A 26,765-nucleotide genomic window follows, 5' to 3' on the forward strand; every position below is an offset into this window, starting at 1 on the left:
GGCCAGTTCGTCGTGCGATAGCGGGCGGGAGACGGCTTGCTCATGAGTGCCCAGATAGGCGCCACGGGTCCCTACGCGAGCACCCGCCACAGGGTTGTGCAACAACGCCCTTACGATGTCTGGCATCACGCGCGGGCCTACATGGAGGCAGAGGACGAGCTACATGCGCTCAGGGGACGGGGGCTGCTGCAGTCCGAACTTGCCGCGGCCCTCGACGTTTTCGCAGCTGAGCGCGAGCCGGCTCCTGGAGACGAGCACGCTTCGCAGGTCCACCATGCCAAACATTTCGCCGTCAGGGGCGCCCTGCAGCTGGTGGCCTCCCGGCTCCTTGGAGACCGCCTCAGGATGGCTGCCGGGAAAGCGAGCTGGTGGACGGGCTCAATGCATGGGCAGAGCTTCGGACGATGCGCTCGCCCCGCAGCAGAAGCGCAGAGGATGCGTTCGACGTTGCGATGAAGCTGGCCCAGGAAACACAAAAGACGCCGCCGAAGAAGTAAGCCGCGCCTTTCGGACCATGCTAATCAGCCGACGTCCTGGCCGCCTCGGGGCTCGCGCAGGCGGACCCCCGCCCCGCCGCCGTTCTCAGCGATGAACTCGACGCCGGCGTCCTCAAGCGCCTTGCGGAGAGCCTGTGCTGTCGAGGCTCGTCCACCTATCGGACCCGTCTCGGCCTCTAGCCTTTTGATTGTCGGGAGCGACACCGACGACGCGGCGGCGAGGTCCTCCTGTGACCAGCGAAGGAGCGCGCGAGCAGCTTTCACCTGCTCAACTGATACTAAAAGTATTGACATGAGCCCTCTGGAGCAATACTTTCAGTATTAAAGAACAGGAAGGCTTCTTGCAATGGTTACCACCGCGAAGACCACCCGCACCGCCGCCCAGCTCCGGGCCCTGCGCCGCTTCGCGCTGACCGCCGCCTGGGACCAGGCTGCGCATGTCGTGTCCTGCTACGCGCCCGGCGCGAAGGACCTCGTGACTGAGGCCCGTCGCCTGCTGGCCTAGGGCTGGAAGGAGGCCAAGCTGGCCGAGAAGCACGGGCACCTCGTCGTCGCCGAAGCCGCCGCCCAAGTCACCGCCCCCGCCGTCCACGCCGCCCGTCCCGTCGTCTTCATCCGGGCTGAGATCGAGCGCATGGAGAACACCGACCGCCTCGGCCCCGCCGGGCTGGCCCGCCTCTCGGCCCTGCGCGCCGAGATCCACGCGATCGAGGTCCGCGCCCACTGACCCTTCTCGACCGGGCGACCTGACCTGAGGCCGCCCCCACCAACACCAACCAAGGGAGACCCCCTCATGACTGCCCACCTGTCCCGCCGCTCGCTCCTGCGGGCGGCCCCGGCCCTCGTCATGCCCGTGACGCTCACGGCTCCGCTGCCCGCCTTGGCCGGCGCTGTCGCCACGCCCGACCCGCTGCCCGGCTATGTCCGGGACTTCAAGGCGGCGCTGGAGCAGTGGCTCGCGGCTTCAGACGAGCCCGGCGGCGGCAACTTCGACACCCTCGCCTGCCTCCACTGGAACGCCGAGATGAACCATCTGCGCGAGCTCATCCAAGACACGGTCGCTACGTCGCCCGAGGGTCTTGCCGCGCAGATTGAGTTCATCAAAGCCGACTATGACGCCGGCCCGCCCTGCGCCTACGATTACCCGACCGTGGACGACGTGCCCGTCCCCTTCCTCGACCTGATCCTCGAGGGCCTGCGGGGGATCGCCCAATGACCGCGACCCACACCTGCCGCCGTGCCCTGCTGAAAGGTGCCGCCGTGTTGACCGCCATCCCTGTCGCCGTCTCCGCCGGGGGCGTTCCCCTCTTCGACGTGGTGGAGGACCTCTTCCCCGTCGCCGCCCCGATCCCGGCCGGTCCCGACCTGTCCACCTTCGACGGGCGCCTCCTGGCCGCTGCCGACTGGCTGAGCCTTCCCCCGCCGCCCATCGTCTATGACGAGGAGGACCTCCAGGGCGGGGTCATGCTCACCCCCGAGCTGATGGCATGGTTCCGGGAGAACGACCTGCGGGCGCACCTCGGCTGGTTCTTTGACGGCGGCCCGGCGGGCACCACGGCCGACGAGCAGCGCACGAGGCTGATGCAGGATCGGGAGATGCTCGCGCTGTTCAACGGCATGGACGAAACCGAGCAGGGCATCATGCTGCAGGCCATCGAGCGCTTCGCCGACCCGAGCATCCCGGCGGAGGTCATCCAAGCGGAGAGCCTCGCCAAGCTCGACGCCCACCGCGCAGCCAAGCGGGCGCGGGCACAGTAGCCATTCGCGTCGGGCCTCTGCCGCCCGCCGCAACAGTCTGGAGTCACAGCGCAACAGGCCCTCCTTACCGGGGGCCTGTTCGCTTGTATCAGGCACGAGTGAACCGTCTTTACAGCTTCTTGTGGCGGAGCCCTGCTCGACAGGTTGTTGCTCCGCATGAGCCTGGCCAAACTAGTCGGCGGCGTTCTTATAGAAACACACTGTGGCCGAATTATGTCCAATCGGGCCCTGACCTACCAAGTGGACGTGAACTCGGCTGCGGAGCGTCTCGGCGGCAGCGGGCGTTGGGGGCGCAGTCAACACAAGCGCCCTCGGGCTTGGAGAGACGCTGCCCTGTCAGGCCGCCTCGTTATAGATGTCCTCGAGGTAGACGCCCTCGTCCACCATCTCGACCAGCCAGCGACCGAAGCTGAAGCCCGGGACCGAGTGGTGAGCGAAGACCTTTAGCGCCTGCTTGGGCGTGAGATCGCCCCGGTCCATGGCGCGAACCACCTCGACCAGGTCGGCCACCGGGACGCGCTGCTGGCCGGCGCCCTGCGGCGCCTGCGCGATCTGCCCGGTCAGGCGATCCAGCAGGTCCTCGATGTGAGCCTCGCTCGCCGGATTGTGGAGGTAGAGGGCACTTGTCATGGATCTCACCGCAGGACCGAAGGACCGGCAGGCCCTAACCGACGGCCCGCAGGCTCCCTACGGGGCATTGTGACGCGGCGTGAGGTTTTATGTGGCTCATGCGCGGCGGGGGGGGGGCGCTCTGTCCGCAATTGAACGTATAGCCTTGCGCCAATCTGGTCGCTAAGACGAGCCCCCGAGCATTGAGGAGCATATGGCTCGACGTAGCCCCAGCCGCCCGCTGATCCGACGTGTTGCAAGATCCGGCCGGCGAGGGCGTCCAACGCTTCTGCTGGTTGTCGCCCTCCTTCTCGCGCTGGGCGCGGTCGCCCTGGAGCGGCGGGGACGCCTGCCGGAACCGTGGGCAGGGCTCGTACACGCCGCCGAGGAACCACTCGCGGCCCTCCTTGAAGAACTTGGTCTGACGCTGCCTAGTGCCAATGAATGGCCGGGCGGACCCTTGCCTCCTGTGCTTGGTGGCGACGCAGGCGACGCAGCCCAAGCTCTGGTGCTTCTGGAGCGCATTCCGGTCGAGGCGGAGCGCCCTCTCGGCTTTGACCGAGAGGATTGGCCGCACTGGCTGGACACGGACCGCGACTGCCAGGATGCCCGCCAAGAGGTGCTCGCGGCCGAGAGCGAGGTGCCGGTGCGCTGGGACACGCAGCGGTGTGACGTGGTCTCCGGTCTCTGGCGCGACGCCTACACGGGGCAGACTGTCCGGGATCCCCGCGCGCTTGACGTCGATCACATGGTGCCGCTCGCGGAGGCGTTCCGCTCGGGTGGGCGGGACTGGGACATGGAGCGCCGGGCGGCCTACGCCAATGACCTCCAAGATGGGCGCACTCTCATCGCCGTGAGCGCCTCGGCCAACCGCTCCAAGGGCGACCAGGGCCCGGAGGACTGGCTTCCGCCCGAAGTGAGCTACCGCTGCCGCTATGTGGCCGACTGGGTGGCGGTGAAGGTGCGCTGGTCGCTGAGCATGGACGAGCGCGAGCGCGTGACGGTGGGCAACATCCTGCGAGCCTGCGCGCAGGACTGACCGCCGAGAGCGCACCACCGCGAACCCCGAAGCTGTGAGGCGCCCCGAGGCCCTTCGCCTGCCCCGCTCACTCGCCCCAGGCCGCGCAGACCTGGGCGGCCGCGCCCAAGGCCGGCAGCACCATGCGCCCGTACTGAGCCGGCATCTCGGCCGAGGTCCAGCGGCCCGCTATCATGATGGAAGCGAGGTCGCAGCCGACCTGCAAGGCGTCGTGCACGCCGCCCACGCGCGTGCTGTGGGCAGAGACGTCCCGACGCCCCGTGCGCTGCTTGAAGATGCGCGACACCGTGGCCGGATCGAGCGGACGCTTGGGGTCGCGCGGGATCGAACTCGTGAACAGCGGATCGTCCCCCGCGAGCCCCGCCACCTCGGCCCACTGGCGCGCCGCCGCAAGCCCCTGCGGAGAGAGGTAGGCATAGGCGCCTCGCCCGTCCGTGTCGGTCTTGGAGCGGGCGATGAACAGGAGGCCCGAGCCGTCCGCCTGGGGCAGAACGTCCCGGACGCGGAAGGCCACCAGCTCGGCGCTGCGGCACCACGTGTCCGAGGCCACCAGGAGGAGCGCGCGGTCGCGCAGGTCGCGCCGGCTGTTGCCCAGGCGCTGGAGCGCCCGGCGGATCTCGCGCTTGCCCAAGGGGGCGGCTTGGCGTGTGGCTGAGCCATGCTGGCGCTTGACGGCCTTGATAGCCAGCTTGACCAGCTCGTGCTGGCAGGGCGAGGGCAGAAAGCGACTCTTGTGCATCTCGGCGATGGCCCAGAGCCGGGTCTCGATGGTGGACGCCCGGATGCGCCCCGAGAGGCTGTCCACGTAGGCCGCCACCACCGAGGGCGAGATCGGGGGTTCCTCCGGGTGGCCCTGCTCGCGGCACCACTCCTGAAAGGACGCCACGACCTGCCGGAGCACCCGTTTGGTGGCGGGCGCGAACGCCGCCTCCGAGCGGACCCGGTACTCCGCCGCCAGCGCCAGCCGGTCGGCCTCGGGCAGGGTCAGCATCTCAATCACCGTGGCAAGGCGGTCGTTCTCGCGGCGGAACTGGCTTGTCTGCATAGCGAAGGCGCTCCGTTGCTTCAGGCCGACTGCGACCGGTGCGGATCCGCTTTCTTGTCCCGGCTGATCCCGCCTTGGCAGAATAAGGCCCTAGCCTGATCTGAGAACCCATAGCGTTGTGCGTACTCCGCCAAGGCTCGTTCTAGGCCCTTTATGCGGTTCATGGCTTCGGTCAGTGCTTCTGGGTCCGTCATGTCACCCCTCTCCGATGTGTTGGGTGGAGGCAGTCAAGCACGACGATGGTTAATGAAGGGTTAACGGCCGGAGCGATGCGGTCAGCGAGTCAGTTTCAGAGTCTATGAAGGCCCTGACCCCTACAGTAGAGGTCGAGTGCCATGAGTTGGCGCGACCTGATGGTATCAATGATGGTAAGGTCGCGGAATATATATCATTTTTCTTATATATATCAAAATATTAAGAGAGGTTGATCGACAGCCTGAAGATCGACCGGAGCTTCATCGCGCGGGTCGACGAGCTGCCGCACAAGGGCAAGATCGTGGCAGGCGTGCTGGCGCTGGCCGACTCGCTGGGGCTGCAGGTGACGGCCGAGGGGATCGAGCGCGACGAGGAGCTCGATTTCCTGACGGAGCGGAAGCTGCGCGCTGGGGCAGGGCTACCTGCTTGGGCGGCCGCAGCCGGCCGAGGGGATCGCAGCGCTCCTGGGCGAGGAGGCGGCGCGGGCGGCGAAGGCCGTGCGGCGTCGCGCGACGGTCTGAAGGTGGAGGCCGGGCGGCCGGGTGATGGCCCGGCGCGGGAGACCCGGTGCGGCGCGGCCCGGGGCCGACGCTGCCAGGGCGAGGAGGGATGGCGGCGGGTGCGGCGTCGTGGGGTGGCTCGGGTGGCTTGACCCGGCGAACGGCCCCCGCCGGGGATGGCGGGCCGGCTCAGGCCGCGTGGGCGCCTTCGGCGAGGGACCGCACGAAGGCCAGGACCTCGGAGGGGCTGCGGCCCTGGGCGATCTCGGAGACGATGGCCGAACCCACGACGGCGCCGTCCGCCACCTGGGCGATGGCGCGGGCGGTCTCGGGCGTGCGGATGCCGAAGCCCACGATCACGGGGAGGTCGGTCGCGGCCTTGATGCGCGCGACCTCGGGGCCCACGTCGCCGGCCTGCGCGGCGGCGGCGCCGGTGATGCCGGTGATCGAGACGTAGTAGACGAAGCCCGACGTGTTCTGCAGCACCTTGGGCAGGCGGCGGTCGTCGGTCGTGGGCGTGGCGAGGCGGATGAAGTTGAGGCCGGCGGCCTGGGCGGGGAGGCAGAGCTCCGCGTCCTCCTCCGGGGGCAGGTCCACGACGATGAGGCCGTCGATGCCGGCCTCCTTGGCCTGCCGCAGGAAGGTCTCCACGCCGCGCGAGAAGATGGGGTTGTAGTAGCCCATCAGCACGATGGGGGTCTGGTCGCCGGTGTCCCGCAGGTCGCGGGCGATCTGGAGCGTCTTGTCCAGGGTCTGGCCCTTGGACAGGGCGCGCTGTCCGGCGAGCTGGATCGTCGGACCGTCGGCCATGGGATCGGTGAAGGGAAGGCCCAGCTCGATGATGTCCACCCCGGCGGCGGGCAGGCCCAGCACGATCTCGCGCGAGGTGTCGAATTCGGGGTCGCCGGCCATGACATAGGCCACGAAGGCCTTGCGGCCCTCGGCCTTCAGCCGTGCGAAGGTGTCGTCGATGCGTGTCATGGTGGTCCCCCGTGTCGGCGCAGGGGATGCGACAGGGGCGGCGGAAATGCAAGGTGGGGCCGCCTGCCTGGTCCCGGTTGGATCGTCCGCGCGCGGCCATCGCGCCGGGAGCCGGCAGGCGCGGCGACCAGGCCGTCGCGGGCGTCGGCGGGAGCGGGACGGGCGCGATCCGGTCGTCCCACCGACGTGTGCCGTCGAACGGCCATCCTCAGGGGCGATGCGCCGTGACGCCTGCAGGAGGGGCCGATGACCCGGGACGACCTGGCCGCGACCTATCGGGACTGCATCGCTTGCCTCGATCGCCAGGACTGGCCGAGCCTGGGCGACTTCGTTCGGGACGATGTCGGCCACAACGGCGAACGGGGCATCTGGACGGCTATCGACGGGTGCTGGAGGAGGATGTCCGGTCGATCCCGGACCTGAGGTTCGACATCGAGCTTCGGATGCTGGACCCGCCCCGTGTCGCCATCCGCCTGTCGTTCGACTGCACTCCCGTCGGCCTGCTGTTCGGGCTGCCGGTCGATGGCCGAAGGGTCCGTTTCGCGGAGAACGTGTTCCACTCGTTTCACGAGGGGCGCATCGCGGAGGTCTGGTCAGTCATCACACGGCGGCGATCGCCTCCCAACTGAGGCGACCCTCGCGGCCGGACCGAGATACGATCCGTGCCCCGCCATCGGCTGGGAAAGGCACCCGGCCCACCACGCGCGGACGCGGCGGGCCGGGGCGGGCGGACCGGAGGGAGGGGCCGATCCGCCCCGTCCGGCCTGCTGCAAGAGTCGGGCCGGATGCGGGGGCGGCCATGCCTCGGGCTGGCCAGTGGCGGGCGGACCCCTGGGGCGCAGGGATCCCGCCGGGCCGCCACCCGGTGAGACCAGGGCCAGAGGCGAGCCCCTCCCGGTCCAACGTCGCTTGAACCTCGCCTTGGCGGCCTCGCGCGGGTGAGGCTGAAGACCCGGAGGGGGACTGCGAGGTCTTCGCGCTTTCCGGGGTCTGCCAGGACCGATCAGGTCGGGTGCGCCTCGGGCTCCTCGACCTCGTCGCGGGACATGGTGCCGCCCTCGGGCTCGGCGGAGAGGATCCAGTGGGTGCCGAAGCGGTCGCGCAGCATCCCGAAACCGCGCGAGAAGAAGGTCGGGCCGAAGGGCTGGATCACGTCGCCGCCCTCCCTCAGGCGGTCGAAGGCGGCGCGGGTGGAATCCGGGTCCGGGAAGGTCTGCATGATCGAGACGGCCTTCTGGGGGTCGCCCTCCATCCCCGGCGGGAAGTCGGAGGCCATGAGGACGCCGTCCCCGAGGCGCACCTGGCCGTGCATGACATGGGGCGCGTCCTTCCACTCGGGCCGGGCGTCCGGGCTCTCGGCGTAGCGCATGAGCGCGAGGTCGGTGCCGCCGAGGACCTCGGCGTAGAAGGCCAAGGCCTCGGCGCAGCGGCCTTGGAAATGGAGGTATGGCATCGTGGCCATGGGCGGCTCCTCAGTTGAGCGGGATGGCGTTGCCGGACTTGCCGGACTGGTAGGCGCGGGAGAGGTCGTCGTAGGCGGCGCGGATGCGGGCGTCCTGGTCCTGGAGCGCCGCGCGGTCGGGATCCTGGGCGATCAGGTCGCGGATGGGGGTCGCGGTCCAGAAGGCGTTGCGGCGGTGGTAGTGGCCGCCGAACACCTCTTGGAGGATGCGAAGGTCGTGGGGGATGGCGAAGGCGTCGCGCGAATCCTCGTGGGAGAACAGGAACCAGATCGTGTCGAAGCCCGCCCAGGCGAGGGCCGAGGCGCACATGGAGCAGGGCTCGTGCGTCGAGAGGAAGACCTGGTTGGCGGGGTCGGCGAGGCGCTTCTCATGCAGGCGCTTGAGGCAGTGGACCTCGCCGTGCCAGAGCGGGCACTCGGTCTCGTTGTTGGTCTCGGCGAGGACGAGGGAGAGTTCGTCCCGGCGCAGCACGGCCGCGCCGAAGACCTTGTTGCCCCGGGCGACCCCCTCCCGCGTGAGGGGGAGGATGTCGCCCTCGATCACGTCGAGGAGGCGGGCGGGGAGGCTCACGCCGCGGTCGATTCGGCGGGGGCGGCCGAGGTTCCTTCGGGCATCTGCGCGCCCTGGGTGTCGATCATCCAGCGGGTGCCGAAACGGTCGGTGAGCATCCCGAAGGCCGGGCTCCAGAAGGTCTGCGAGATCGGCAGGATGACCTGGCCGCCTTCGGCGAGGGCATCGAAGATGCGGCGGCTCTCCTCGGCGGTCTTCTGGGTGACGGCGACGCAGCCCGCGCCCTTCCCGGCCTCGGAGGCGTCCTGGTCGTCGGCGCCGTAGATCCAGCCCTGGTCCACTTGGACCGCGCCGTGCATCACGGCCTCGGGACGCGCGCCCATGCGCTGCTCCTCGGGCAGGGAGCCCATGAGCATGATCTGCGGCTCGGGCGAGCCGAAGACGCGGGCATAGGCACGGAGCGCCTCGGCGGTGTTGCCCTGGAAGAAGAGGTAGGGGACGGGTTGCATGGCTGATTCCTCCGGTTGACGTCGGGAGAGGTTATCATGTTCACGTTTTGTTCAGAAGCGGGATCGTAAGGGGGCCGGCGCGGAATGGCCGAGGCGTGACATTTTCCGCGCCACGCCACGGGAGCGGCGCCCGCAGCGGGGCCGTTCGCTCCCAAGGGCGGAGGCGGAAGGTCCGCGCGGCGCGGCGCACCCCGGCCGAGCGTCCCGGGCGGCGGCGATGGGCGCGGGGTCGGCGGCGTTCCTTGGGCTTGGGGCGCATGGGGTCTCCTCCGAAATCATGGCTCGCCTGGTCTTGCATGGGGGGCCGGGGTCCCCACATGAGGGGCATGAACTATGTGGTCGCCCTTCTCCTGCCGCCGCTGTCGATCCTGTTCGCGGGGCGGCCGTTCCTTGCCATCGTGGTGTTCCTGTTCTGGCTGCCCGCGATCATCTTCTCGGGCGGGCTGGGACACCCGATCTTCATCCTCCTGGCCTGGATCGTCATCTACCAGGGCCACGAGGATCGGCGTGCCCGGCGCTTTGGGCGCGACGCCTAACCGTCAGGCCCCGCCGCGCGGCGGGGGCATGGCGTCCACGCTCCAGTGCGTGCCCCAGCGGTCGGTGAGACGGCCGAAGCCGGGGGACCAGGCGCTGGGCTCGTAGGGGCGCTCGACCTCCCCGCCCTCGGCGAGGGCGTCGAAGACGCGGCGTCCCTCGGCGGGGTCGGACATGGTGACGGCGACGTCGCCGCCGAGCGACAGGTCGGCCCGGCACGGGTCGGGCAGGGGTCGCCATCCCTTCCAGGTGCGGAGCGCGGCGTAGAGGCAGGTGCCGGGGTCGCGTCGGGTGGCCGCAGGATGGAAGATCAGGGCGTAGGCGCGCTGCGCGTCCTGATGCGGGCCCGGGAACAGATGCAGGGGAATGGTCATGACCGATTCCTTTCTCTGGGCCTCTTCTTCCTATCATGTTCTTGCTTTGTTCTCAAGCCTTGCTTGCGGTGGCCTGAAGGTCGCCCTAGAAGCGCGGCGTTTTCGCCACGGAGGGATCGATGGGCTTTCGCATGGGAATCGTGGGGCTGCCCAACGTCGGCAAGTCCACCCTGTTCAACGCATTGACGCGGACGGCGGCGGCGCAGGCCGCCAACTTTCCCTTCTGCACCATCGAGCCCAACGTGGGCGAGGTCGCGGTGCCGGACTCGCGGCTGGAGACGCTCGCGGACCTGGCCAAGAGCCGGCAGATCATCCCGACGCGCATGACCTTCGTGGACATCGCGGGGCTGGTGAAGGGCGCGTCCAAGGGGGAGGGGCTCGGGAACCAGTTCCTCGCCAACATCCGCGAGACGGACGCCATCGCCCATGTGCTGCGCTGCTTCGAGGACGGGGACATCACGCACGTCGAGGGGCGGGTCGATCCGGTCGCGGACGCGCAGACCATCGAGACGGAGCTGATGCTGGCCGACCTCGAATCGGTCGAGCGGCGGCTGCAGAACCTCGCGCGGAAGGTGAAGGGCGGGGACAAGGAGGCGCTGGAGCAGGAAGGGCTGCTGAAGCGTGCGCAGGTGGCGCTGTCCGAGGGCCGGCCCGCGCGGACCGTGGAGGTCTCGGGTGATGAGCTGCGGGCGTGGCGGATGCTGCAGCTCCTGACCGCGAAGCCGGTGCTCTACGTCTGCAACGTGAACGAGGAGGACGCGGCCTCGGGCAACGAGTTCTCGGCGCGCGTGGCGGAGATGGCGAAGGCCGAGGGGAACAGCCATGTCGTGATCTCGGCCCGGATCGAGGAGGAGATCGCGCAGCTTCCGCCCGAGGAGCAGACGGAGTTCCTCGAGACGATGGGGCTGGAGGAGGCCGGTCTGGATCGGCTGATCCGGGCGGGCTACGAGCTCTTGCACCTGCAGACGTATTTCACCGTGGGGCCCAAGGAGGCGCGGGCCTGGACGATCTCGGCCGGCACGCTCGCGCCGCAGGCGGCGGGGGTGATCCACGGGGACTTCGAGAAGGGGTTCATCCGGGCGGAGACGATCGCCTACGACGACTACGTGTCGCTGGGCGGCGAGGGCGGCGCGCGGGACGCGGGCAAGCTGCGGCTCGAGGGCAAGGGGTATGTCGTCAAGGACGGCGACGTGATGCACTTCCTGTTCAATACCTGAGGCCCGTGGGAAACGATCCGGGGGATCGTTTCCAGGGCCGAACGACGCGACGTGAGGCGCGGCGGCTGCAACGCCGGCATCTCTCGTGCGCGGGCGCACCATCGCCCTGCTCGCCCGGCGTTTGACTCGGGGCGGGCGGGACCGACCTTCCGGTCAGAAATGACCGGAGGACCCCCGATGAAAGCCGTCCGCCTGCAGAGTTACGGCGACGTGGACCAGTTCCGTCTCGAGGAGGCGCCCGATCCCGTGCAGGGGCCGGGCGAGGTGCTGGTGCGGGTCGCCTTTGCCGGCCTGAACCCGGTGGACGCCTTCGTGCGGCAGGGCGGGTTCAAGAAGCTGCAACTGGAGATGCCCGCGATCCTGGGGATCGACGCGAGCGGCACCGTCGAGGCGGTGGGCAAGGGCGTGACCGGCTACAACGTGGGCGACCGGGTGGCGGTGCACGCGCCGCTGAAGGGGCACGGGACCTACGCCGAGAAGGTGGTCGCGCCCCTCGCGGGACTCGCGCATCTGCCGGAGGGCGCGGACTTCCGGTTGGGGGCGGCGCTGCCGCTGGTGGGGCTCACGGGGCGGCAGCTCGTGGACCGGCTGGGCGGCGTGAGGGCCGGGCAGCGGGTGCTGGTCTCGGGCGCGCTGGGCGGCGTCGGGCGCGCGGCGGTGCAGTATCTCAGGGAGCTGGGGGCGGTGCCGGTCGCGGGCGTCCGCGCCGAGCGGCTGGACGAGGGGCGCGAGGTGGCGGGCGAGGCGCTGGACATCGGGGCGGCGGGCGCGCCGGAGTTCGACCTCGCGGTGAGCGCGGCGGCCCCGGTCGCGGGTCGGGTCGTGGCCCGGGTGCGCGACGGCGGGCTGGTGGCGAGCTCGGTGCAGGTGCCGGAGGAGGCCAAGGCCGGGGGCCGGGTCCGGGTCGAAAACATCATGGCCAAGGACGATCCGGCGATGCTGCAGGCCGTGGCGGACGCGGCCGGGCGCGGGGAGCTCGTGCTGCCGGTCGCCCGGGTGTTTCCGCTGGCGGAGCTGGCGGAGGCGCACCGGATTCTGGGGCGGGGTCCGCAGGGGAAGATCCTGATCGAGGTGTGAGGCGCCGCGACCCTCCCGGGCTGCGCGGGCCCTGGCGCGGGGGATCGTGCGTCGTGGTCCGGCGGCGCCCGGGCGCCCGCGTCACTGTTCCTTCTCGGTGGTGAAGGCGAGGGGATAGCCGTGCTGGCCGCCCATGTCGGTGGCCTGCCGGGCCTTCTGCTCGGCCACCTCGCGGGTGAAGACGGCGACGACGCAGGCGCCCTTGCGGTGCGCGGTGAGCATGACGCCCAGCGCCTCGCCCTCGGTCATGCGGAAGACGGATTTCAGGACCTTCACCACGAAGTCGCGCGGCGTGTAGTCGTCGTTGAGGAGGATGACCTTGTAGAGCTTCGGCCGCTCGGTCTTGGCCTTGGCCTGGGGCTTGGGGAGAAGGACGATGTCGGGCATGGGCGCAGGGGTCCGGGGGACGAGGACAGGGTCGTCGGGACGGGGGCTCCTCCCAATGTAGCGGAAAAGTTCGGGCGGGGCAGGGGGCGCCTCGACCGGGCGGGACCGGCGGATGGGGCGGAAGCCCGCGCAGGAGCGCGCAGCCTGCGGCCGCTCCCTGGCCGGGGGCGAGCCCCCGCCATCGGCGGCGGTAGGCCCTCAGGCGGCGAGGAGCCTCTCCAGGTGCTCCTTGGCGGCGATGAGGTCCTGGCGGAACTTCTCGGTCTCCATCTCCTTGGCGACGGGGTCGGGGAGGCGCAGGAGGAAGCTCGGGTGGACGGTCAGGAAGACGGGGAGGCCGTCGGGACCTTCCTCCAGGGTGCCGCGCCGCTTGAGGATGCCGTCGCGGGTGCCGGTGAGGCTTTCGGCGGCGGAGGCGCCGAGGGCCACCACCAGCTTGGGCTTCACGAGGGACAATTCTTGGGCGAGCCACCATTTGCAGGCGGCGATCTCGCCTCCGTTGGGGCTCTGGTGGATGCGGCGGACGCCCTTGATCGTGTACTTGAAGTGCTTGACGGCGTTGGTGAGGAAGACCTTGGAGCGGTCGATCCCGGCGTCGCGCAGGAGCGTGTCGAAGAGCTGACCGGCAGGGCCGACGAAGGGGCGGCCCGCGAGGTCCTCCTGGTCGCCCGGCTGCTCGCCCACCATCATCAGTCGCGCGTCGAGGGGGCCCTCGCCGGGGACGGCCTGGGTGGCGTTGGCGAAGAGCGGGCAGCGGGTGCAGGTGTCCTCCTCCTTGAGCGCCGAGATCAGGCCGGGGGAGGCGATGGGGGCCCTGGGCGGCGGGGGGCGGCTCGCGATGGCCTTGGCGTAGAAAGGCGCGCGGGTCGGCGCGGCCTCGGCCATCTCGCGGACGCGCGTCTCGGCGTTGGCGAGGAGGTCGGGGATGGCGGCGGTCTCGGGCAGGTTCTTCCAATACTTCTTGGGCATCTCGGCGAGCATCCGGTCGGGCTTGACGCGCGCCGGGTTGAAGATGTTGCGGAAGTAGGTGAGCCAGAGCTCCTCCTGCGCGTCCTCGGGGAGGTAGGGCTTCTCGACGCCCTCCTCGAAGGTCAGCGTCCCGTCGGTGAAGCGCGCGACGAGGTCGGGCGTGGCGATGAGCCAGTCCATGTCGGCGAAACGGCGGGCGAAGAAGGGGGCGGCGGGCTCGAGCGTGAAGTGCGAGGGCTCGAACCAGGCGGCGAAGCGGCGGCGGGGCGCGGCCTTCTCACCGACCTCGCGGAAGCGGACGAAGGCCTTGGTCTTGTGGATGTCGCGATGCACCGCCCGCTCCATCTGGCGGAGCGCCACGAGGTCGCGGTCGGCGGCGTCCTGCATCAGCTCGCGCTCGGTCCGCAGGCGCCAGAGGACGGCGTAGAGGCGGGCGAACCGCTCCGGGTCCTTGTGCCAGACGACCTGGGAGGCGAGGTGGACGAAGCTTTCGGGGACGCGGATCGCGCCGACCTTGGGGGCGGGGGGCGGCTCGTCCTCGGCCCAGAGGACGGCCTCGCCGGGGCCGCGGCTCCAGGCGATGGCCTCGGGCGGGATGCGCGCGGAGAGGCAGGCCCGCGCGGCCTCGCGCCAGGCCTCGGCCGTGCCGACCTTCGGGAGCGTCACATGGGGCATGAGGTTCATGTATTGTTCGCGATCCTGAGTCGCAATCGAGAGCTAACGCGGAGGAGGGGGGCGGGGTCCGCCCCGTGTCAGAAGAGGCTCAGTTGCTCCGGCTCGGGCGCGAATTTCGCCCGGAGGTCGGCGGTGTCGAGAAGGGCGCCGGGCGTCCAGTCGGCCAGCTCGATGAAGGGCTGGGCCTTCTTGAGCGAGGCGCCCATGCGGAGGAGGTCGTCGTAGCGGAGCGTCCGGTGGGGACGGGTCTGCAGGATGCGGTCCACGGTCTTGGTGCCGAAGCCGGGGACGCGCAGCAGCATCTCGCGCGTGGCGCGCTGGACCTTGACCGGGAATGCCTCGCGGTTCTGGAGCGCCCAGGCGAGCTTGGGGTCGATCGCGAGGTCGAGGTTGCCATCCTTTGCGATCTCCTCGGCCGAGAACTCGTAGAAACGCATGAGCCAGTCGGCCTGGTAGAGGCGATGCTCGCGAAGGAGAGGGGGCTTCACGAGGGGGAGCTTGGCGGTCGAGTCCGGGATGGGCGAGAAGGCGGAGTAGTAGACGCGCTTCAGGCCGTAGGAGCCGTAGAGGCGGGCGCTCTGCTTGAGGATCGTGGAGTCGTTGGTCGCGTCGGCGCCGACGATCATCTGGGTGGACTGACCGGCGGGGACGAACTTCTTCGGTTGGGTGCCCTTGAGGGTCGTGTCCTCGGCGGCCTCGCGCCGCAGGCGGATGTCGCCCATGTGCTTGCGGATCGCGCCCGCGTCCTTCTCGGGCGCGAACCGGGCGAGGCTGACCTCGGTCGGAAGCTCGATGTTGACGGAGATGCGGTCGGCGTGGAGGCCGGCCTCCTCGATCAGCTCCGGCGAGGCGCCGGGGATCGTCTTGAGGTGGATGTAGCCGCGGAAGCCGTGCTCCTCGCGCAGCGTTCGGACGATGCGGACCATGTCGCGCATCGTGTCGTCCGGCGACTTGATGATGCCGGAGGAGAGGAACAACCCCTCAATGTAGTTGCGGCGGTAGAACTCGATCGTGAGGCTCACGACCTCCTCGGGCGAGAAGCGGGCGCGGCGGACGTTCGACGACACGCGGTTCACGCAGTAGGCGCAGTCGAAGACGCAGAAGTTGGTCATCAGGATCTTGAGCAGCGACACGCAGCGCCCGTCCGGCGTGTAGGCGTGGCAGATGCCGTTGCCGTCGGTGGAGCCGAGTCCCTTGCCGTCGCGCGAGTCGCGCCGCTCCGTCCCCGAGGAGGCGCAGGAGGCGTCGTAACGGGCCGCGTCGGAGAGGATCGCAAGCTTATCTTGCAGGGTCAGGGTCATGGTTGTTCATGTAATGTTCCAAGGGGCCTCCGGCAATGGCGTCGAGCAAGCCCCATCGGTTACTACGCCCCCATCGTGCCCGGCCACGCGGCCTCGACGTGAGCCGCGACGCGCCGCCTCGGAGCCGGGGCGGCCTCTGATCCGGCCACGTCACAAGGCCCGGGCCGACGAGGCGGCGCACCTGCGAACGACGTCCGCCAAGACGGCGGACCTGTTCTGCCCGGGTCCCGCCAGCCTCGTCCAGAGCCCTCATGAGCTGCACCTTGATCGCGGATGGGGGACCCGAAGGAACGGCGTTCGGTCCCTCGCTCGGGGAGGGATCGTCCCCGGAATGTATGAGGGAGTCGGCCATTGCGATCACCCGGGCCTCCCGCCCCCTCTCAACCGCCTCCTCCTCAGCCCCACCGAAGAGTGGATCCTCAGGGAGGTCGGGGCAGGTGACGAGGAGGATGGAGTCATCGACCGCGTTGAGAGCCGGAGCAGGGCGGATGAGCATGGGTCGCCCATGGAATGCGGCCTCGGGACGAGCGCGTTGGTGGAGCGGACCTCGGCCCGGTCGAGGCGCGGGGCCTTTGTCTTGCCGACGAGGCGGATTCCTAGGTCGTTGCGCGAACCGGGCAGGGAGAGAACCGCGTCCTGGCTGCCCAGCTTCATCCGCTTCCACGCGGGTAGGTCTCGAGAATGGAAGGTGACGCCCTGCTTGGCGAAGTGGCATTTCAACTGGTGGCGGTTCGTGAAGTGACGGGCTCGACGCATCCGCTGACGCGGACGGAACGGTCGAGGGACCATGCGGCGTGATGGACGAGGCGAAATGGGTGCCGCCGGCCGCAAGCCGACTCGCACCCCATCGGCTTCCATCTTGCCGTTCCCGGTTGGTGCGCTGGATTCGCTCGGCCTGAGCCGTGGCTTGCTCGTCCGGCCGGGACCGCCGCACGGCATCCGCTGGCACGCAGGCTGGCGGAACGGGCGAGGAGCAAACCGCCCCGCTCCTGCACGAGCGTGCCCATCGCTTCGCAGGGAAGGCTCTAGATTCCCCGAAAGGAGGCCTCTGGCGGACCTCGGCCCGGCGGTGCAGATTGCCCTTGTTTTCCTTGGGGCCGACCCATACACACGCCCCCGGAGACGTGGCCGAGTGGTCGAAGGCACACCCCTGCTAAGGGTGCAGACGGGAAACCGTCTCGAGGGTTCGAATCCCTTCGTCTCCGCCACCTTCCTAGTCTGTAGGTAAGTCGTCGATGCAGAAGCGAAAGCTGTGGCATCGGGAGTTCCTTCCTCACCTACTTTCGTCGCACGAGCGGCCTGAAGTTGCAGCGGGATACGGGTCACGACAGGGCTGGCCGAAGCGGAACCGTGTCCTTGTCCTTACAGGCTCTCGTCCGAAGCCTCGGGAAGGCCGCTGAAGGACTCTGGATGAAGGGCAGGGGCGCGAAGGCTCATGGGCGCAACGCCCCTCCGGGGCTCCTGCGGCCCTTCCTCGCGCCGAGTCCTCGCCCTTGCCAATCGCCCCACGCACCGACGACCTCGCGATCTTGCAGGCTCGTGCTTGGACGGGCCGCCTGTGCCCTGCATTGAGGCAAGGCCAGAGGCATGATAGTCTCCTCGTGGGCCAGGCTTAGCCACCCGTCGCGATCTGCGCACCCGTCCCGATATACGCAGACCTCCACTGGTCTCTGGGTCCCGCCCAAGAAGCGGCACCAGGACCCTCTGCCATGGGCCAAGCTGCACCCGTTCACCGCCTGACCGACGACCCTGACGGGGCCGCCTGCCCGGACCTGCGCGGGCGCGTCATGGCTATCCGGCCATCCCAGAGGTCCGTCCTGAGCCTCTCTCGACGATGTCGCTGCCGTGGAGCGTGACGATGGACATCAACCTGACCACCGAGAACCAGTGCAACCTGACCAAGTCGGCCGCAGGAGGCGCGGCAAACGACGCGATCAACTCCCTGATCCGCGCCTTCGCCCAGGAGGCTGGCGCGAACGCCGTGGCGAACGGCAACAGCCATGCCGTTGCAGGCGGGGAAGGTCAGGACAACATCGCCATCACGACCGATGCCATCGCCAGCGCGGACTTCAGCGCCCTTGCCGACGGCAACAACACCGTGGCCTCCGGGGGGGCGGGCGACGACGACCTTTTCTCCAGGATCGGGTCGGACTCTGATGGCAGCCCTGGAACGACGAGCCGCAACAGCCACACTCTCATGGGGGAGGGGGGACAGGACACCATCATCGTCCAGTCCATCGCCTCGACCTTATCGACCCCCTCGGTCCACGGCGCCTTGACCAGCGATAACGCATCGGTCGCCTCCGGGGGCGAGGGCAACGATCACCTGTCCTATCTCCTGCAGGCCCAGGCTGGCCGTCCTGGCGCCACGGTGAGCGGCGACACCGCCACGCTCACCGGAGGCGCGGGGCAGGACTCCTTTGATCTTCAGGTCGCTGCCAATGCCGTCGACCCCGGAGCGGCGGCCACCCTCACCGACAACAGCGTCTTCGCCTCCGGGGGTCTGGATCATGACGAGTTCCAGATTGCGCTCTTCGCTTCCAATTCCGGAGCCGTCACCATAAGCGACCTCACCTTGGTGGCCCAAGGGGATGCCGGAGCCGACCACCTCGAGTTCTCGATCTTTTCCGAGCCCCGGTTCGGCACCTCGTCCGTGACGGACAATGTGGTCGAGCTCAGAGGTGGCTTAGGGGCGGACAGGCTGGACGTATTGATGTCCGCAGTGCCGGGCGTCGGCGGCACCGCGATCGTGACCGGCAACGCCATCACGGCCCATGGCGGCGCCGGCGGCGACCGGGTGGCGTTCACAGGCAACGGCCTCATCGACAACACCGTCGTGCTGGACGGCGGCTGGGGCTACGACACCGCCGTGCTGGACTATTCCACTGCCACCACCGACCTCGCCTTCGACTTCACGGGCGGCTACGACCAGACGCTGTTCGATGGCACCGAGCTCCTGAGCTTCCGGCGAGTTGGCATCACCGCGGGCTCGGGCGACGACACGTTCCAGGGCGGCAGCGGCCCCGACCGCTTCACTGGCGGCGCAGGCCAGGACACCGCCGTCTTCGATGGCGACCAGAGCGATTACAGTCTCACGCAGCAGGCGAATGGCAAGGTCGTGGTGGCGGACCTGCGCGATGGCGCGCCCGACGGCACCGACGTGTTCTGGCAGGTCGAGGCGTTCGTGTTCGCCGACACGGTCCTGAACCTGGCCTGAGCCGGCGGGCCACGCCCGCGCCGATGCCAGCCGAACCTGCGGACGTTCGCCGCCGTCCATTCGTCGGTGCGCAACCACTTCGACTGGGGACCGGAGCCTCACCAGTCGGGACGTCGACAGGCCGTCCCACGCCGCCGTATTCGGCGAGTTGCGGGGCCCTTGGACCTGCTGAAATCGCGTGACTCTGCCAGACCCGAGACGAGTTCGCATTCGTCTGACAGCACCGCCACTGGCCTCAGCATCAGGTAAGTCATTGATGTGGAAGGCCAGAGCGGGCCGTCGACGTCTCATCTCCTCAGGCTCAGGTTGGGCATCCTCGTCACACGCATCCTTCGGACCCTGGCGGACTTGCGGTCACGGCAAGGGCTGGCTTAGGCCGTCAGATAGATTCTCCGGATAGCACCACGGAGTTCACGCGTCCGGAGGGCAGGGGACATCCGACCGGCGTGACCAGCGGGTTGGACTGGCCCGACCGGGCAGCTTATCGAGCCGCACCATACGAAGATCATCTCAATTCAGGACCGGACCGTCTTCATCGGCGGCTTGCTCTCCGTCTAGTATTCGTTTCGAGACCACGACGATCGCAAGCTTGGGAGCCGCTTCGTGCACGAGTACCACTGCCCCAACTGCGGAGCGAGCTTCGGGCCCCAACTGGACTCCACGCGGATGATGAACTGCGAGTTCTGCGGGACGTCCGTCGTGATCGACAATGACCGCCTGCGTCTGGCGGGCTCGCGGGGCGTCATGCACGAGGTGCCCCTGCTCTTCGGCCTCAAGGATACGGTGACGATGGACGGGGCGACCTGGCGCATCCTGGGACATGCTCGCTTCAGCTATGGCCGTGGCACCTGGGATGAGTTCTGGGCCGTGGACAATGGGGAGGACGGCGCCTGGATCTCGGTCGACGAGGGCGATGTCGTGGTCCAGCGGCCCCTGCCGGAGGACCCCGACCTCCGCGTCGCAGGCGAGCCCAAGCTGGGCGGCCGCATGGTCTACAAGGGGCGCACCTTCATGGCGACCGAGGTCGAGACCGCGACCTGCGAGGCGATCCGGGGCTCCTTTCCCGAGGTGCTCCAGGTGGGCGAATCCTACCGCTTCGTGAACCTCACCGGCGAGGACGGCGAGCTCCTGTCGGGCGAGTTCTGGCCCGGGGGGCAGTCCTGGAGCCTGGGCGCCTGGGTCGACCCCTTCGACGTGAGGAAGGTCTCGCCGTGACGCGCCAGCCCGAGCTCCGCTCGATCGACTGCCCGAACTGCGGCGCCGGCCTGGAGATCCTGGGCGGCGGCCGGGTCACGACCCATGTCTGCGGCTATTGCGGCAGTGCCTTGGACGCGCTCGAGAACTACAAGGTCCTCGCGCGCTTCGCCAACATGCAGCGACCGTTCACCCCGCTTTCCATCGGGATGGAGGGCAAGCTGGGCGGGGTCCCCTTCCGCGTCATCGGCATCCTCGAGGAAGAGGAGCGCGACGACGAAGGCACCTGGCGCTGGGTCGACCACGTCCTCTACTCGCCGACCCACGGCTACGCCTGGCTCACGCTCGAGGACGGCGAGCTGACCTGGACCCGGCGCTTCCGCAAGGCCGTCAGCCCGTCCTGGGTCGACCCCTCCCGCGCCGCGGCGGAGGAGCGGGCGGCTCCCGTGTCAGTGGGGGGCGAACGCTTCAACTTCGACGAGGCCTATGCCAGCCGGATCATCTTCGTGGAGGGCGAGTTCACATGGCGCCCGGCCGTGGGCGACACGTCGCGGACGGTCTCCTTCAAGCGCGGCACACGGGGCGTCCATTTCGTCGAGACGCCGACCGAGCGGGAGGTCGAGACCTCCGAGCGCCTCCCTCATGGGCCGACGCTCAAGGCGTTCGGGGTCAAGGACGCCTCGGACGACCTCCGCCCCGGCACCACCCGCGACGACCCGGGGGATGACGGCCCTTACATGATATGGGTCTCGGGCCTCTGTGGGGCGGCTTGCCTGATCGGAGGCCTCGCCCTCTCGGGCATGAGTCACACGATCTTGCCGGCGACGACCTTCACGCCGGCCGAGTTGCCCGCCGAGGTCGAGATCCCCGTCGATGGCCCCGGCCTCCTCACGCGCATCGACCTCGAGGGGCAGGTCCAGAGCGGTTGGGCCTGGATCGAGCTCGACCTGACCGACCCCGAGGACCAGCCGGTCTTCATCGCCGGACGCGAGGTGGGCTATTACACGGGCCGCGACTCGGACGGGTCCTGGACCGAGAACGACCGGTCCACGACCGTGACCTTCCGTCCGGAAACGGCTGGCGCCTACACCCTGGCGATCGCCGTCGACGAGGCGGGGCTTGGCGAGGGCGACACGCCGGGTGGGCCGATCCCGTCGGTGACGGTCTCGGCCTCCGCCGGACATCGCCGTCCCTTCTGGCTGTTCCTGGCCGGCGCGATCCTTGCGACCGTGGCCGGGTGGCAGGCCTACCGGCGCCATCAGTCGTGAGGGACCCGGCATGACCGTCTTCCGCATCGTCTTCCTGGTCGGCGCCCTCCTCCTCTCCGGCGGGGCCGGCTATCTCGCCTGGGCCGGCGTCGGCGGCGAGAGCGGCGACCTCGACCGATCCGTGCGCCAGGGCAGCGTGGGCAACGTCATCAACTCGGATGTCAAATAGGCAGGGGCAGGAGCATCATGTTCGCATCGATCGTCTTGGGCGAGATCGTCGCCACGATCCTTTACACCTTCATCGGCGTGGCCCTGATGGGCTTCTTCTGGTGGCTCATCAACCGGTTCGCGCCCTTCCCTGTGGTGAAGGAGATCGAGGAGGACCAGAACATGGCCCTCGCCGTGCTGATCGGATCGGTCTTCATCGCCCTCGCGATCATCATCGGCGCCGTCATCCTGTCATGACGGCGCGACCGGCGGCCTCCCCGCGCGTCGGCGCGCGGGAAGCCTGGCTCCTGGCGGCCACGTTCCTCGTGGCCATCGCCGGGCTCATCTACGAACTCATCGCCGCCACGCTCTCGAGCTACCTTCTCGGCGACTCGGTTCGGCAGTTCTCGCTGGTGATCGGGGTCTTCCTCGCCGCGATGGGGCTCGGCGCATGGCTGTCGCGCTTCGTCTCGGGCGCCTCAGGGGTTCATCTGGGCCCAGATCGCCCTAGGCATCGTCGGCGGCTTCCTGGCCCCGGTCATCTACATCGCCTACGCCGAGCTCTCGGCCATCGGCGTGCCGCTCTACGGAAGCCTCGTCCTGATCGGCGCCCTCTCGGGCATGGAGATCCCGCTCATCGCGCGGGTCCTGAAGGACATCGGGGCCCCGGAGTTCCGCTTCGAGAACGTCCTTTCGGTCGACTACGTGGGCGCCCTCGTCGCCTCCGTGGCCTTCCCGCTCCTGATCGTTCCCCATCTGGGGCTCATGTCCGCGAGCCTCGCCTTCGGATGCCTGAACCTCCTGGTCGCCGGCCTCTCGATGACGATGTTCCGGGCTCGGGTCGCGCGGACGATGTGGATCGTCTGGGCCGTGGCTCTGGTCGCCTCCGTCGTCGCGCTCGTGCAGGCCGAGCGGATGGTCGACGTGGTCGAGGCCAACCTCTTCGAGGACGACGTGATCCTGACCGAGGATTCGCCTTACCAGCACATCACCGTCACGCGCTTTCGCGATCGGACCCGCCTGTTCCTCGACTACTCCATCCAGTTCGACACGCTGGACGAGTATCGCTACCACGAATCCCTCGTGCATCCCGCCATGGCGCTCGCACCCCGGCACGGAAACGTCCTGATCCTGGGCGGCGGGGACGGTATGGCGGCCCGGGAGGTCCTCAGGCACGGCGACGTCGAGCAGGTGACGCTCGTGGACCTCGATGCCCGGGTCACGACCCTCTTCTCCGAGCGCGAGGACCTGACCGCGCTCAATGCCGGTTCCCTGAACGACCCGCGCCTCACCGTCGTAAACGGCGACGCCTGGAAATTCGTCGAGACCTCGGATGCGGCATTCGACGTCGTCATCGTCGACCTTCCGGACCCGAAGTCCATCGCGCTCTCGAAGCTCTATACCGAGGAGTTCTATGCGATGCTGGCCGACCGAGTGTCGGCGCAGGGTGTCATCGTGGTGCAGTCGGGGTCCCCGCTCTTCGCGCGGCAGGGCTACTGGTCGGTCGTTCACACGCTCCAGGCGATGCGTAACCCGATCCGGCCGGGCGAGACGATGAGCGTGATCCCCTACCATGTCTACCTGCCGAGCTTTGGTGAATGGGGTTTCACGCTGGCGTCGCCCCAGCCGCTTGGCGGCCGCAGCCTCGAACTGCCGCCAGGGCTGCGCTATCTGTCCCAGGACATGTGGGAGAAAGCGCAGATCTTCGGACCCGACGAGGGCGACATGGAAGCCGCGGTCAACACGCTCCACGACCACCCTCTCGTGGCGTACTACAACGAGGGCTGGGACTACTGGTTCAGGTGAGCTCGGCCCCGCGGACCTCCCGCCTCACAACCATGCGTCCCGCGCCGAGCGCCGCCCGGATCACCTCCAGGGCGGCTTCGGCCCTGGCCTCACCGCACATGAAGACGTCGACCGCCGCGAAGCCATGCTCCGGCCAGGTGTGGATCGAGATGTGCGATTCCGCCAGGAGCACCATGCCAGTCACGCCGCCCGAGGACTGGAAGACGTGGAGATGGCTCATGAGGATCGTGGCGCCGGCGGCTTGGGCGGCCTCCTTGAGGGAGGCCTCGATTTCCGCCGCATCCGTCAGGCGCACGGCGTCGTAGAGATCGGCCAGGAGATGACGTCCGGGATGATAGGCAGGCGTCTGATCCATGCGCGGGCGGGTGGTTTGGAAGTGGACGTTGCCCTCGGGCATGACACTTCTCGACAAGACATATCCTTTGAGGCCGCAGCCTTCGCCTTCGGACCGGCCGGCTCCGCACGGGCCATCTTGGCGCCCCTGCCAGCGAAGATCAACAACAGGCCCTGGCCGTTGCCTCCCCAGCACGGCGGACCTGGATCGCGCTGCCATTCGCGCCGGCCGTCCCTCCGATGTGCCTCGTCGTCGCTCACCTGGCGCCGCCTGAGGAATCCGCCGCGCGGGCCATGGGCGCGAGAGCCCGCCTCGACCGGTCTTCGTGCGGTCCGCGACACGGAGATCGGCCGCAGCGCCGATTGGGGGGCATCGAGCTCTGCGATGACGAAGCTGGGTGCGCCGTCGAGATCGCCGCTCAGATGCCACGACAACCCGCTCCGTAGCTGCTAGGCCGGACGGAGCGAGCCCATCACATCCCTGGAGGCCCCGGTGCCGAGCATCCGACCCTACGTCCAGCGCACCCGCATCGCTTACCTCACCATGGAGATCGGCCTCCGCGCCGAGATGCACACCTACTCGGGCGGGCTCGGCATCCTCGCGGGCGACGTGGCCCGCTCGGCGGCCGACCTCGAGCTGCCCATGGTGTTCGTGACCCTGGCCAGCCGCGCAGGCTACCTGCGCCAGGAGATCGACAGGAAAGGTCAGCAGGTGGATCACGCGGATCCCTGGGACCCGGCCGACTGGGCCACGCCCCTGGGCGCCATGGTCGCGATCGAGCTGGAGGGCCGCCTCGTCTGGATCCGACCATGGCTCTACGAGCTGACCTCGCCCCTCGGCACCAGCGTGCCCGTCATCCTTCTCGATACGGACATCGAGCAGAACGATCCCCTCGACCGTCCGATCACCGACCGCCTCTACGGCGGCGGAGAGCTGGACCGCCTCAAGCAGGAAGCGGTCCTGGGCCTGGGTGGCCACCGGATGCTCCACGCCTTGGGCTTCGAGATCGAGACCTACCACCTCAACGAGGGGCACGCGGCCTTCCTGCCGCTGGCGCTCCTCGTGCGCCGGCGCCGCGACGACCGAAGGCCACGGAGCACGGACGAAGCGCTGTATGATGTCGATGCCGTCCGCGCGCGTTGCGTGTTCACCACCCACACGCCGGTCGAGGCGGGACACGACCGCTTCGACTACGCCGACGTCGAGCGCGTCCTGGGAGACCTGGTCGAGGCGGACCAGTTGCGCCGCCTCTCGGGAGGCGAGCGCCTCAACATGACGCACCTGGCCCTGAGCCTCAGCGGCTACGTGAACGGCGTCGCGCGCCGCCACGCCGAGACCGCGCGGCAGCTCTATCCAGGCTATCGGGTTCGGGCCATCACCAACGGCGTCCACGTGGGCCAGTGGGCGCATCCTTCCATCGCGCGGCTCTTCGATGGGCTGATCCCGGGCTGGCGGCACGACCCCGAGACCCTGCTCCGGGCCGACCGGATCGAGGGGGAAGCCCTCTGGGCGGCGCACCAGGAAGCCAAGGGAGGGCTCCTGGCGGAGGTCGAGGCCCGGACCGGACGGCGGCTCGCCCCCGACCTGCCTCTCCTGGGCTTCGCGCGACGGATGACCGGCTACAAGCGGCCCGACCTCCTCTTCTCCGACCTCGGGCGACTCAAGGCCATCGCGGAGCGGTTCCCGTTCCAGGTGGTGATGGCCGGCAAGGCGCACCCGAAGGACGCCGCAGGCAAGGAGGGCATCCGGCAGATCGCGCTGCATGCCCGCGCCTTGGGCGGGACCGTGCCGGTCGTGTTCGTTCCGGGCTACGACATGAGCTTGGCGGCCCATCTGGTCGGCGGCTGCGACGTGTGGCTCAACAATCCCCTGCCGCCACTTGAGGCTTCGGGCACGAGTGGCATGAAGGCGGCACTCAATGGCGTACTGAACTTCAGCGTCCTCGACGGCTGGTGGATCGAGGGCTGCGAGGAGGGAGTCACCGGTTGGGCGGTGGACGAGCCGAGCCCTCCGGACAAACTGGCCGCGGCAGTGCCGGTATCCTCCGGAGCAGGGCTGGGCCGCGCCGAAGCGGCGGAGAGTGGGCCGGCGGAGCTGGGGCCGGGGTTCCTTTCGCAGGTTGAGCTGGAGGAAGGCGGTGCGAGCGGCCCCGATGCACATGCGCAGCTCCTCTACGACAAGCTCGAGCGGACGATCCTGCCGCTGTACCATGAGGATCGGGAGGGCTGGATCCGGATGATGAAGCAGGCGATTGCCCGGATCGGACCGGTGTTCAACAGCCAGCAGATGATGCGCCGTTACGCCAGCGAGGCCTATCTGAGGTGAGCCGGAGGTTCGGGCGAGGCGGCGTCGCGATCAGGGCGCGCCCGATGTCTCAGGACTCCGGTCGGCCCTGGTGCGTTCTCCGAATCTCTGCCAGCCAATGCACCAGCGGGTCGCTCGATGCGCATGCTTGAGAACATCATCAGCGATCGTGGCTCGAGATACGCGGTTTCTGGCGGGCCCTGCACGTCGGACGAGGAGGCGCGGGCTTTCATCAAGGAGCTCAGGCGCTACAGGAAGTTCGCGAAAGCCACCCACAACTCGTGGGCGCTCCTCTGCTGCGAGGGCGCGCTGAAGAACGATGACGGGGAGGCCGGCGCGGGCCTCGTCATCCTGCGGATGCTAGAGCGCGAGGGTCTGCGCGACCACATCGTCGTCGTCACGCGCTGGTTCGGCGGAAAGAACCTGGGCGGGGACCGTTTCCGGCACGTGCAGGAGGCGGTACGCGTCTACCTCGCCGCGCTCTGAGGTCTGGCCCTAGCTTCTCGTCATCGCGAGGCGGCTCGAAGACCGCCCCGAGGCCAGGCGCGGCGAGAGCACGCACCAAGTGAAGTCGTTCTTGCGCCTGCGCTGCAGGGACATGGGCCGGCATCACCACGTCAGTTCGTGGTGCGGTTTGCCCGGCTTCCTGGATCTGGGGGTAGAGAGTCGAGGCGGCCCCGATGTCGGCGCTCCAGAAGGCCTAGATCTCCGACGCGAGTGCCTGGCTCGTGGATGAACCGGTGCGGCATCCGGTCGAACCGTCGCCCGTGTCGCCAGTGACCTGGCTCTGCCGACCCGACCGGGACAGGAGGTGGCCGGCTGGCGCGGCGCGGCGGGCTTGGGGTTGCGGCGCTG

At 69.1% G+C, this 26,765-nt stretch carries 30 protein-coding genes and 1 tRNA gene; 19 read left to right on the top strand and 12 right to left on the bottom strand.

Features of this window, described 5'->3' with window-relative positions; genetic code table 11:
- Positions 1–521 precede the first annotated feature (521 nt).
- Positions 522–791 (bottom strand): helix-turn-helix domain-containing protein, encoded by a 270-nt coding sequence (locus RUMESO_RS28205; protein WP_082484256.1) that lies wholly within the window; start codon positions 789–791, stop codon positions 522–524.
- Between the two features lie 52 nt (positions 792–843).
- On the opposite strand from RUMESO_RS28205, the gene RUMESO_RS25340 reads away from it, so the two are divergent.
- The 3 genes from RUMESO_RS25340 (at position 844) to RUMESO_RS17905 (ending at position 2,255) form a co-directional block, all read left to right on the top strand.
- Positions 844–1,002, top strand: coding sequence for a hypothetical protein (locus tag RUMESO_RS25340; protein WP_156363010.1), 159 nt, complete (start codon positions 844–846; stop codon positions 1,000–1,002).
- 288 nt (positions 1,003–1,290) lie between these two features.
- Positions 1,291–1,713, top strand: coding sequence for a hypothetical protein (locus tag RUMESO_RS17900; RefSeq protein WP_037282052.1), 423 nt, complete (start codon positions 1,291–1,293; stop codon positions 1,711–1,713).
- A complete protein-coding gene (locus RUMESO_RS17905) occupies positions 1,710–2,255 on the top strand; it encodes a hypothetical protein (RefSeq protein WP_037282053.1) in 546 nt (181 codons plus the stop codon). Before RUMESO_RS17900 ends, RUMESO_RS17905 begins: the two co-directional genes overlap by 4 nt.
- Before the next feature lie 336 nt (positions 2,256–2,591).
- Here the strand turns inward: RUMESO_RS17905 and RUMESO_RS17910 are convergent, their stop codons facing one another.
- Positions 2,592–2,885: a hypothetical protein gene (locus RUMESO_RS17910; protein WP_037282054.1), complete on the bottom strand. Its 294-nt coding sequence runs from the start codon at positions 2,883–2,885 to the stop codon at positions 2,592–2,594.
- Positions 2,886–3,333: 448 nt separating this feature from the next.
- Here RUMESO_RS17910 and RUMESO_RS17915 point away from each other — a divergent pair, with 448 nt between their 5' ends.
- Positions 3,334–3,903, top strand: a complete 570-nt coding sequence (locus RUMESO_RS17915) for an HNH endonuclease family protein (protein ID WP_055725575.1) — start codon at positions 3,334–3,336, stop codon at positions 3,901–3,903.
- 67 nt (positions 3,904–3,970) lie between these two features.
- On the opposite strand, the gene RUMESO_RS17920 is transcribed toward RUMESO_RS17915, so the two are convergent.
- On the bottom strand, positions 3,971–4,948 hold the full coding sequence (locus RUMESO_RS17920; RefSeq protein ID WP_037282056.1) for a tyrosine-type recombinase/integrase: 978 nt from the start codon (positions 4,946–4,948) through the stop codon (positions 3,971–3,973).
- A gap of 424 nt (positions 4,949–5,372) precedes the next feature.
- Here RUMESO_RS17920 and RUMESO_RS17925 point away from each other — a divergent pair, with 424 nt between their 5' ends.
- Positions 5,373–5,795: an EAL domain-containing protein gene (locus RUMESO_RS17925; protein WP_037282057.1), complete on the top strand. Its 423-nt coding sequence runs from the start codon at positions 5,373–5,375 to the stop codon at positions 5,793–5,795.
- 37 nt (positions 5,796–5,832) lie between these two features.
- Here RUMESO_RS17925 and trpA read toward each other — a convergent pair whose 3' ends face one another.
- Complete coding sequence (gene trpA, locus RUMESO_RS17930) at positions 5,833–6,624, bottom strand: tryptophan synthase subunit alpha (RefSeq protein WP_037282058.1); 792 nt, start codon at positions 6,622–6,624, stop codon at positions 5,833–5,835.
- 246 nt (positions 6,625–6,870) lie between these two features.
- On the opposite strand from trpA, the gene RUMESO_RS27415 reads away from it, so the two are divergent.
- Entirely contained in the window at positions 6,871–7,047 is a 177-nt protein-coding gene (locus RUMESO_RS27415; RefSeq protein WP_245639326.1) for a hypothetical protein, read from the top strand.
- Positions 7,011–7,253 carry an ester cyclase gene (locus RUMESO_RS27420; protein ID WP_245639325.1) on the top strand — a complete coding sequence of 81 codons (243 nt, stop codon included), beginning with the start codon at positions 7,011–7,013 and terminating at the stop codon, positions 7,251–7,253. The genes RUMESO_RS27415 and RUMESO_RS27420 overlap by 37 nt, the downstream gene beginning before the upstream one ends.
- Positions 7,254–7,627: 374 nt before the next feature.
- On the opposite strand, the gene RUMESO_RS17940 is transcribed toward RUMESO_RS27420, so the two are convergent.
- Genes RUMESO_RS17940 through RUMESO_RS17950 form a run of 3 tightly spaced genes read right to left on the bottom strand, consistent with a single transcriptional unit; the run spans position 7,628 to position 9,106 of the window.
- Positions 7,628–8,086, bottom strand: coding sequence for a VOC family protein (locus RUMESO_RS17940; RefSeq protein ID WP_051521459.1), 459 nt, complete (start codon positions 8,084–8,086; stop codon positions 7,628–7,630).
- A 10-nt stretch (positions 8,087–8,096) separates the two neighbouring features.
- A complete protein-coding gene (locus tag RUMESO_RS17945) occupies positions 8,097–8,657 on the bottom strand; it encodes a deaminase (protein WP_037282059.1) in 561 nt (186 codons plus the stop codon).
- Complete coding sequence (locus RUMESO_RS17950) at positions 8,654–9,106, bottom strand: VOC family protein (RefSeq protein ID WP_051521460.1); 453 nt, start codon at positions 9,104–9,106, stop codon at positions 8,654–8,656. The genes RUMESO_RS17945 and RUMESO_RS17950 overlap by 4 nt, the downstream gene beginning before the upstream one ends.
- A 326-nt stretch (positions 9,107–9,432) precedes the next feature.
- On the opposite strand from RUMESO_RS17950, the gene RUMESO_RS17955 reads away from it, so the two are divergent.
- A complete protein-coding gene (locus RUMESO_RS17955; protein ID WP_037282060.1) occupies positions 9,433–9,642 on the top strand; it encodes a hypothetical protein in 210 nt (69 codons plus the stop codon).
- 3 nt (positions 9,643–9,645) lie between these two features.
- Here RUMESO_RS17955 and RUMESO_RS17960 read toward each other — a convergent pair whose 3' ends face one another.
- Positions 9,646–10,014: a VOC family protein gene (locus tag RUMESO_RS17960; RefSeq protein ID WP_051521461.1), complete on the bottom strand. Its 369-nt coding sequence runs from the start codon at positions 10,012–10,014 to the stop codon at positions 9,646–9,648.
- Positions 10,015–10,133: 119 nt separating this feature from the next.
- On the opposite strand from RUMESO_RS17960, the gene ychF reads away from it, so the two are divergent.
- Positions 10,134–11,231 carry a redox-regulated ATPase YchF gene (gene ychF, locus RUMESO_RS17965; protein WP_037282062.1) on the top strand — a complete coding sequence of 366 codons (1,098 nt, stop codon included), beginning with the start codon at positions 10,134–10,136 and terminating at the stop codon, positions 11,229–11,231.
- A 177-nt stretch (positions 11,232–11,408) separates the two neighbouring features.
- A complete protein-coding gene (locus RUMESO_RS17970; RefSeq protein WP_037282064.1) occupies positions 11,409–12,308 on the top strand; it encodes an NADP-dependent oxidoreductase in 900 nt (299 codons plus the stop codon).
- Between the two features lie 81 nt (positions 12,309–12,389).
- Here RUMESO_RS17970 and clpS read toward each other — a convergent pair whose 3' ends face one another.
- From clpS to RUMESO_RS17985, 3 genes are all read right to left on the bottom strand, one after another.
- Positions 12,390–12,695, bottom strand: a complete 306-nt coding sequence (clpS, locus tag RUMESO_RS17975; protein ID WP_037282066.1) for an ATP-dependent Clp protease adapter ClpS — start codon at positions 12,693–12,695, stop codon at positions 12,390–12,392.
- 198 nt (positions 12,696–12,893) lie between these two features.
- On the bottom strand, positions 12,894–14,339 hold the full coding sequence (locus tag RUMESO_RS17980; protein ID WP_037282080.1) for a UdgX family uracil-DNA binding protein: 1,446 nt from the start codon (positions 14,337–14,339) through the stop codon (positions 12,894–12,896).
- Between the two features lie 77 nt (positions 14,340–14,416).
- The gene (locus RUMESO_RS17985) at positions 14,417–15,640 is read right to left on the bottom strand and encodes a putative DNA modification/repair radical SAM protein (protein ID WP_037282067.1); all 1,224 of its coding nucleotides are present in this window, start codon (positions 15,638–15,640) and stop codon (positions 14,417–14,419) included.
- Positions 15,641–16,758: 1,118 nt separating this feature from the next.
- Between RUMESO_RS17985 and RUMESO_RS17995 the strand changes: the two genes are divergently transcribed.
- The 7 genes from RUMESO_RS17995 to RUMESO_RS18020 all read left to right on the top strand — a co-directional run bounded on the left by RUMESO_RS17995 (position 16,759) and on the right by RUMESO_RS18020 (position 23,272).
- Positions 16,759–16,848, top strand: a tRNA-Ser gene (locus RUMESO_RS17995).
- A gap of 650 nt (positions 16,849–17,498) precedes the next feature.
- Positions 17,499–18,857 carry a hypothetical protein gene (locus tag RUMESO_RS18000; RefSeq protein ID WP_037282071.1) on the top strand — a complete coding sequence of 453 codons (1,359 nt, stop codon included), beginning with the start codon at positions 17,499–17,501 and terminating at the stop codon, positions 18,855–18,857.
- A 603-nt stretch (positions 18,858–19,460) separates the two neighbouring features.
- The gene (locus RUMESO_RS18005; RefSeq protein WP_037282073.1) at positions 19,461–20,072 is read left to right on the top strand and encodes a DUF4178 domain-containing protein; all 612 of its coding nucleotides are present in this window, start codon (positions 19,461–19,463) and stop codon (positions 20,070–20,072) included.
- On the top strand, positions 20,069–21,319 hold the full coding sequence (locus RUMESO_RS18010; protein WP_051521463.1) for a DUF4178 domain-containing protein: 1,251 nt from the start codon (positions 20,069–20,071) through the stop codon (positions 21,317–21,319). Before RUMESO_RS18005 ends, RUMESO_RS18010 begins: the two co-directional genes overlap by 4 nt.
- A gap of 10 nt (positions 21,320–21,329) precedes the next feature.
- On the top strand, positions 21,330–21,488 hold the full coding sequence (locus RUMESO_RS25860; protein WP_169791198.1) for a hypothetical protein: 159 nt from the start codon (positions 21,330–21,332) through the stop codon (positions 21,486–21,488).
- Between the two features lie 17 nt (positions 21,489–21,505).
- On the top strand, positions 21,506–21,724 hold the full coding sequence (locus RUMESO_RS26505) for a DUF350 domain-containing protein (protein ID WP_037282074.1): 219 nt from the start codon (positions 21,506–21,508) through the stop codon (positions 21,722–21,724).
- Positions 21,725–21,994: 270 nt separating this feature from the next.
- A complete protein-coding gene (locus RUMESO_RS18020; RefSeq protein ID WP_342670800.1) occupies positions 21,995–23,272 on the top strand; it encodes a polyamine aminopropyltransferase in 1,278 nt (425 codons plus the stop codon).
- On the opposite strand, the gene speD is transcribed toward RUMESO_RS18020, so the two are convergent.
- On the bottom strand, positions 23,265–23,669 hold the full coding sequence (speD, locus tag RUMESO_RS18025; protein ID WP_281177580.1) for an adenosylmethionine decarboxylase: 405 nt from the start codon (positions 23,667–23,669) through the stop codon (positions 23,265–23,267). The two genes, RUMESO_RS18020 and speD, sit on opposite strands and share 8 nt — an antisense overlap.
- A 429-nt stretch (positions 23,670–24,098) precedes the next feature.
- On the opposite strand from speD, the gene glgP reads away from it, so the two are divergent.
- Both glgP and RUMESO_RS18035 read left to right on the top strand, forming a co-directional pair.
- Entirely contained in the window at positions 24,099–25,931 is a 1,833-nt protein-coding gene (gene glgP / locus RUMESO_RS18030; protein WP_037282075.1) for an alpha-glucan family phosphorylase, read from the top strand.
- A gap of 117 nt (positions 25,932–26,048) precedes the next feature.
- Positions 26,049–26,396, top strand: coding sequence for a YigZ family protein (locus tag RUMESO_RS18035; RefSeq protein ID WP_037282076.1), 348 nt, complete (start codon positions 26,049–26,051; stop codon positions 26,394–26,396).
- The last annotated feature ends 369 nt before the right edge of the window (positions 26,397–26,765 follow it).

It is taken from the genome of Rubellimicrobium mesophilum DSM 19309, from assembly GCF_000600335.2.
Classification (GTDB): domain Bacteria; phylum Pseudomonadota; class Alphaproteobacteria; order Rhodobacterales; family Rhodobacteraceae; genus Rubellimicrobium; species Rubellimicrobium mesophilum.

Coding starts and splice junctions, on each gene's coding strand:
- RUMESO_RS28205 (WP_082484256.1), bottom strand. CDS start 791: ATGTCAATACTTTTAGTATCAGTTGAGCAGGTGAAAGCTGCTCGCGCG.
- RUMESO_RS25340 (WP_156363010.1), top strand. CDS start 844: ATGGTTACCACCGCGAAGACCACCCGCACCGCCGCCCAGCTCCGGGCC.
- RUMESO_RS17900 (WP_037282052.1), top strand. CDS start 1,291: ATGACTGCCCACCTGTCCCGCCGCTCGCTCCTGCGGGCGGCCCCGGCC.
- RUMESO_RS17905 (WP_037282053.1), top strand. CDS start 1,710: ATGACCGCGACCCACACCTGCCGCCGTGCCCTGCTGAAAGGTGCCGCC.
- RUMESO_RS17910 (WP_037282054.1), bottom strand. CDS start 2,885: ATGACAAGTGCCCTCTACCTCCACAATCCGGCGAGCGAGGCTCACATC.
- RUMESO_RS17920 (WP_037282056.1), bottom strand. CDS start 4,948: ATGCAGACAAGCCAGTTCCGCCGCGAGAACGACCGCCTTGCCACGGTG.
- trpA (WP_037282058.1), bottom strand. CDS start 6,624: ATGACACGCATCGACGACACCTTCGCACGGCTGAAGGCCGAGGGCCGC.
- RUMESO_RS27415 (WP_245639326.1), top strand. CDS start 6,871: ATGACCCGGGACGACCTGGCCGCGACCTATCGGGACTGCATCGCTTGC.
- RUMESO_RS17940 (WP_051521459.1), bottom strand. CDS start 8,086: ATGGCCACGATGCCATACCTCCATTTCCAAGGCCGCTGCGCCGAGGCC.
- RUMESO_RS17950 (WP_051521460.1), bottom strand. CDS start 9,106: ATGCAACCCGTCCCCTACCTCTTCTTCCAGGGCAACACCGCCGAGGCG.
- RUMESO_RS17955 (WP_037282060.1), top strand. CDS start 9,433: ATGAACTATGTGGTCGCCCTTCTCCTGCCGCCGCTGTCGATCCTGTTC.
- RUMESO_RS17960 (WP_051521461.1), bottom strand. CDS start 10,014: ATGACCATTCCCCTGCATCTGTTCCCGGGCCCGCATCAGGACGCGCAG.
- ychF (WP_037282062.1), top strand. CDS start 10,134: ATGGGCTTTCGCATGGGAATCGTGGGGCTGCCCAACGTCGGCAAGTCC.
- RUMESO_RS17970 (WP_037282064.1), top strand. CDS start 11,409: ATGAAAGCCGTCCGCCTGCAGAGTTACGGCGACGTGGACCAGTTCCGT.
- clpS (WP_037282066.1), bottom strand. CDS start 12,695: ATGCCCGACATCGTCCTTCTCCCCAAGCCCCAGGCCAAGGCCAAGACC.
- RUMESO_RS17980 (WP_037282080.1), bottom strand. CDS start 14,339: ATGCCCCATGTGACGCTCCCGAAGGTCGGCACGGCCGAGGCCTGGCGC.
- RUMESO_RS17985 (WP_037282067.1), bottom strand. CDS start 15,640: ATGACCCTGACCCTGCAAGATAAGCTTGCGATCCTCTCCGACGCGGCC.
- RUMESO_RS18000 (WP_037282071.1), top strand. CDS start 17,499: ATGGACATCAACCTGACCACCGAGAACCAGTGCAACCTGACCAAGTCG.
- RUMESO_RS25860 (WP_169791198.1), top strand. CDS start 21,330: ATGACCGTCTTCCGCATCGTCTTCCTGGTCGGCGCCCTCCTCCTCTCC.
- RUMESO_RS26505 (WP_037282074.1), top strand. CDS start 21,506: ATGTTCGCATCGATCGTCTTGGGCGAGATCGTCGCCACGATCCTTTAC.
- speD (WP_281177580.1), bottom strand. CDS start 23,669: ATGCCCGAGGGCAACGTCCACTTCCAAACCACCCGCCCGCGCATGGAT.
- RUMESO_RS18035 (WP_037282076.1), top strand. CDS start 26,049: ATGCGCATGCTTGAGAACATCATCAGCGATCGTGGCTCGAGATACGCG.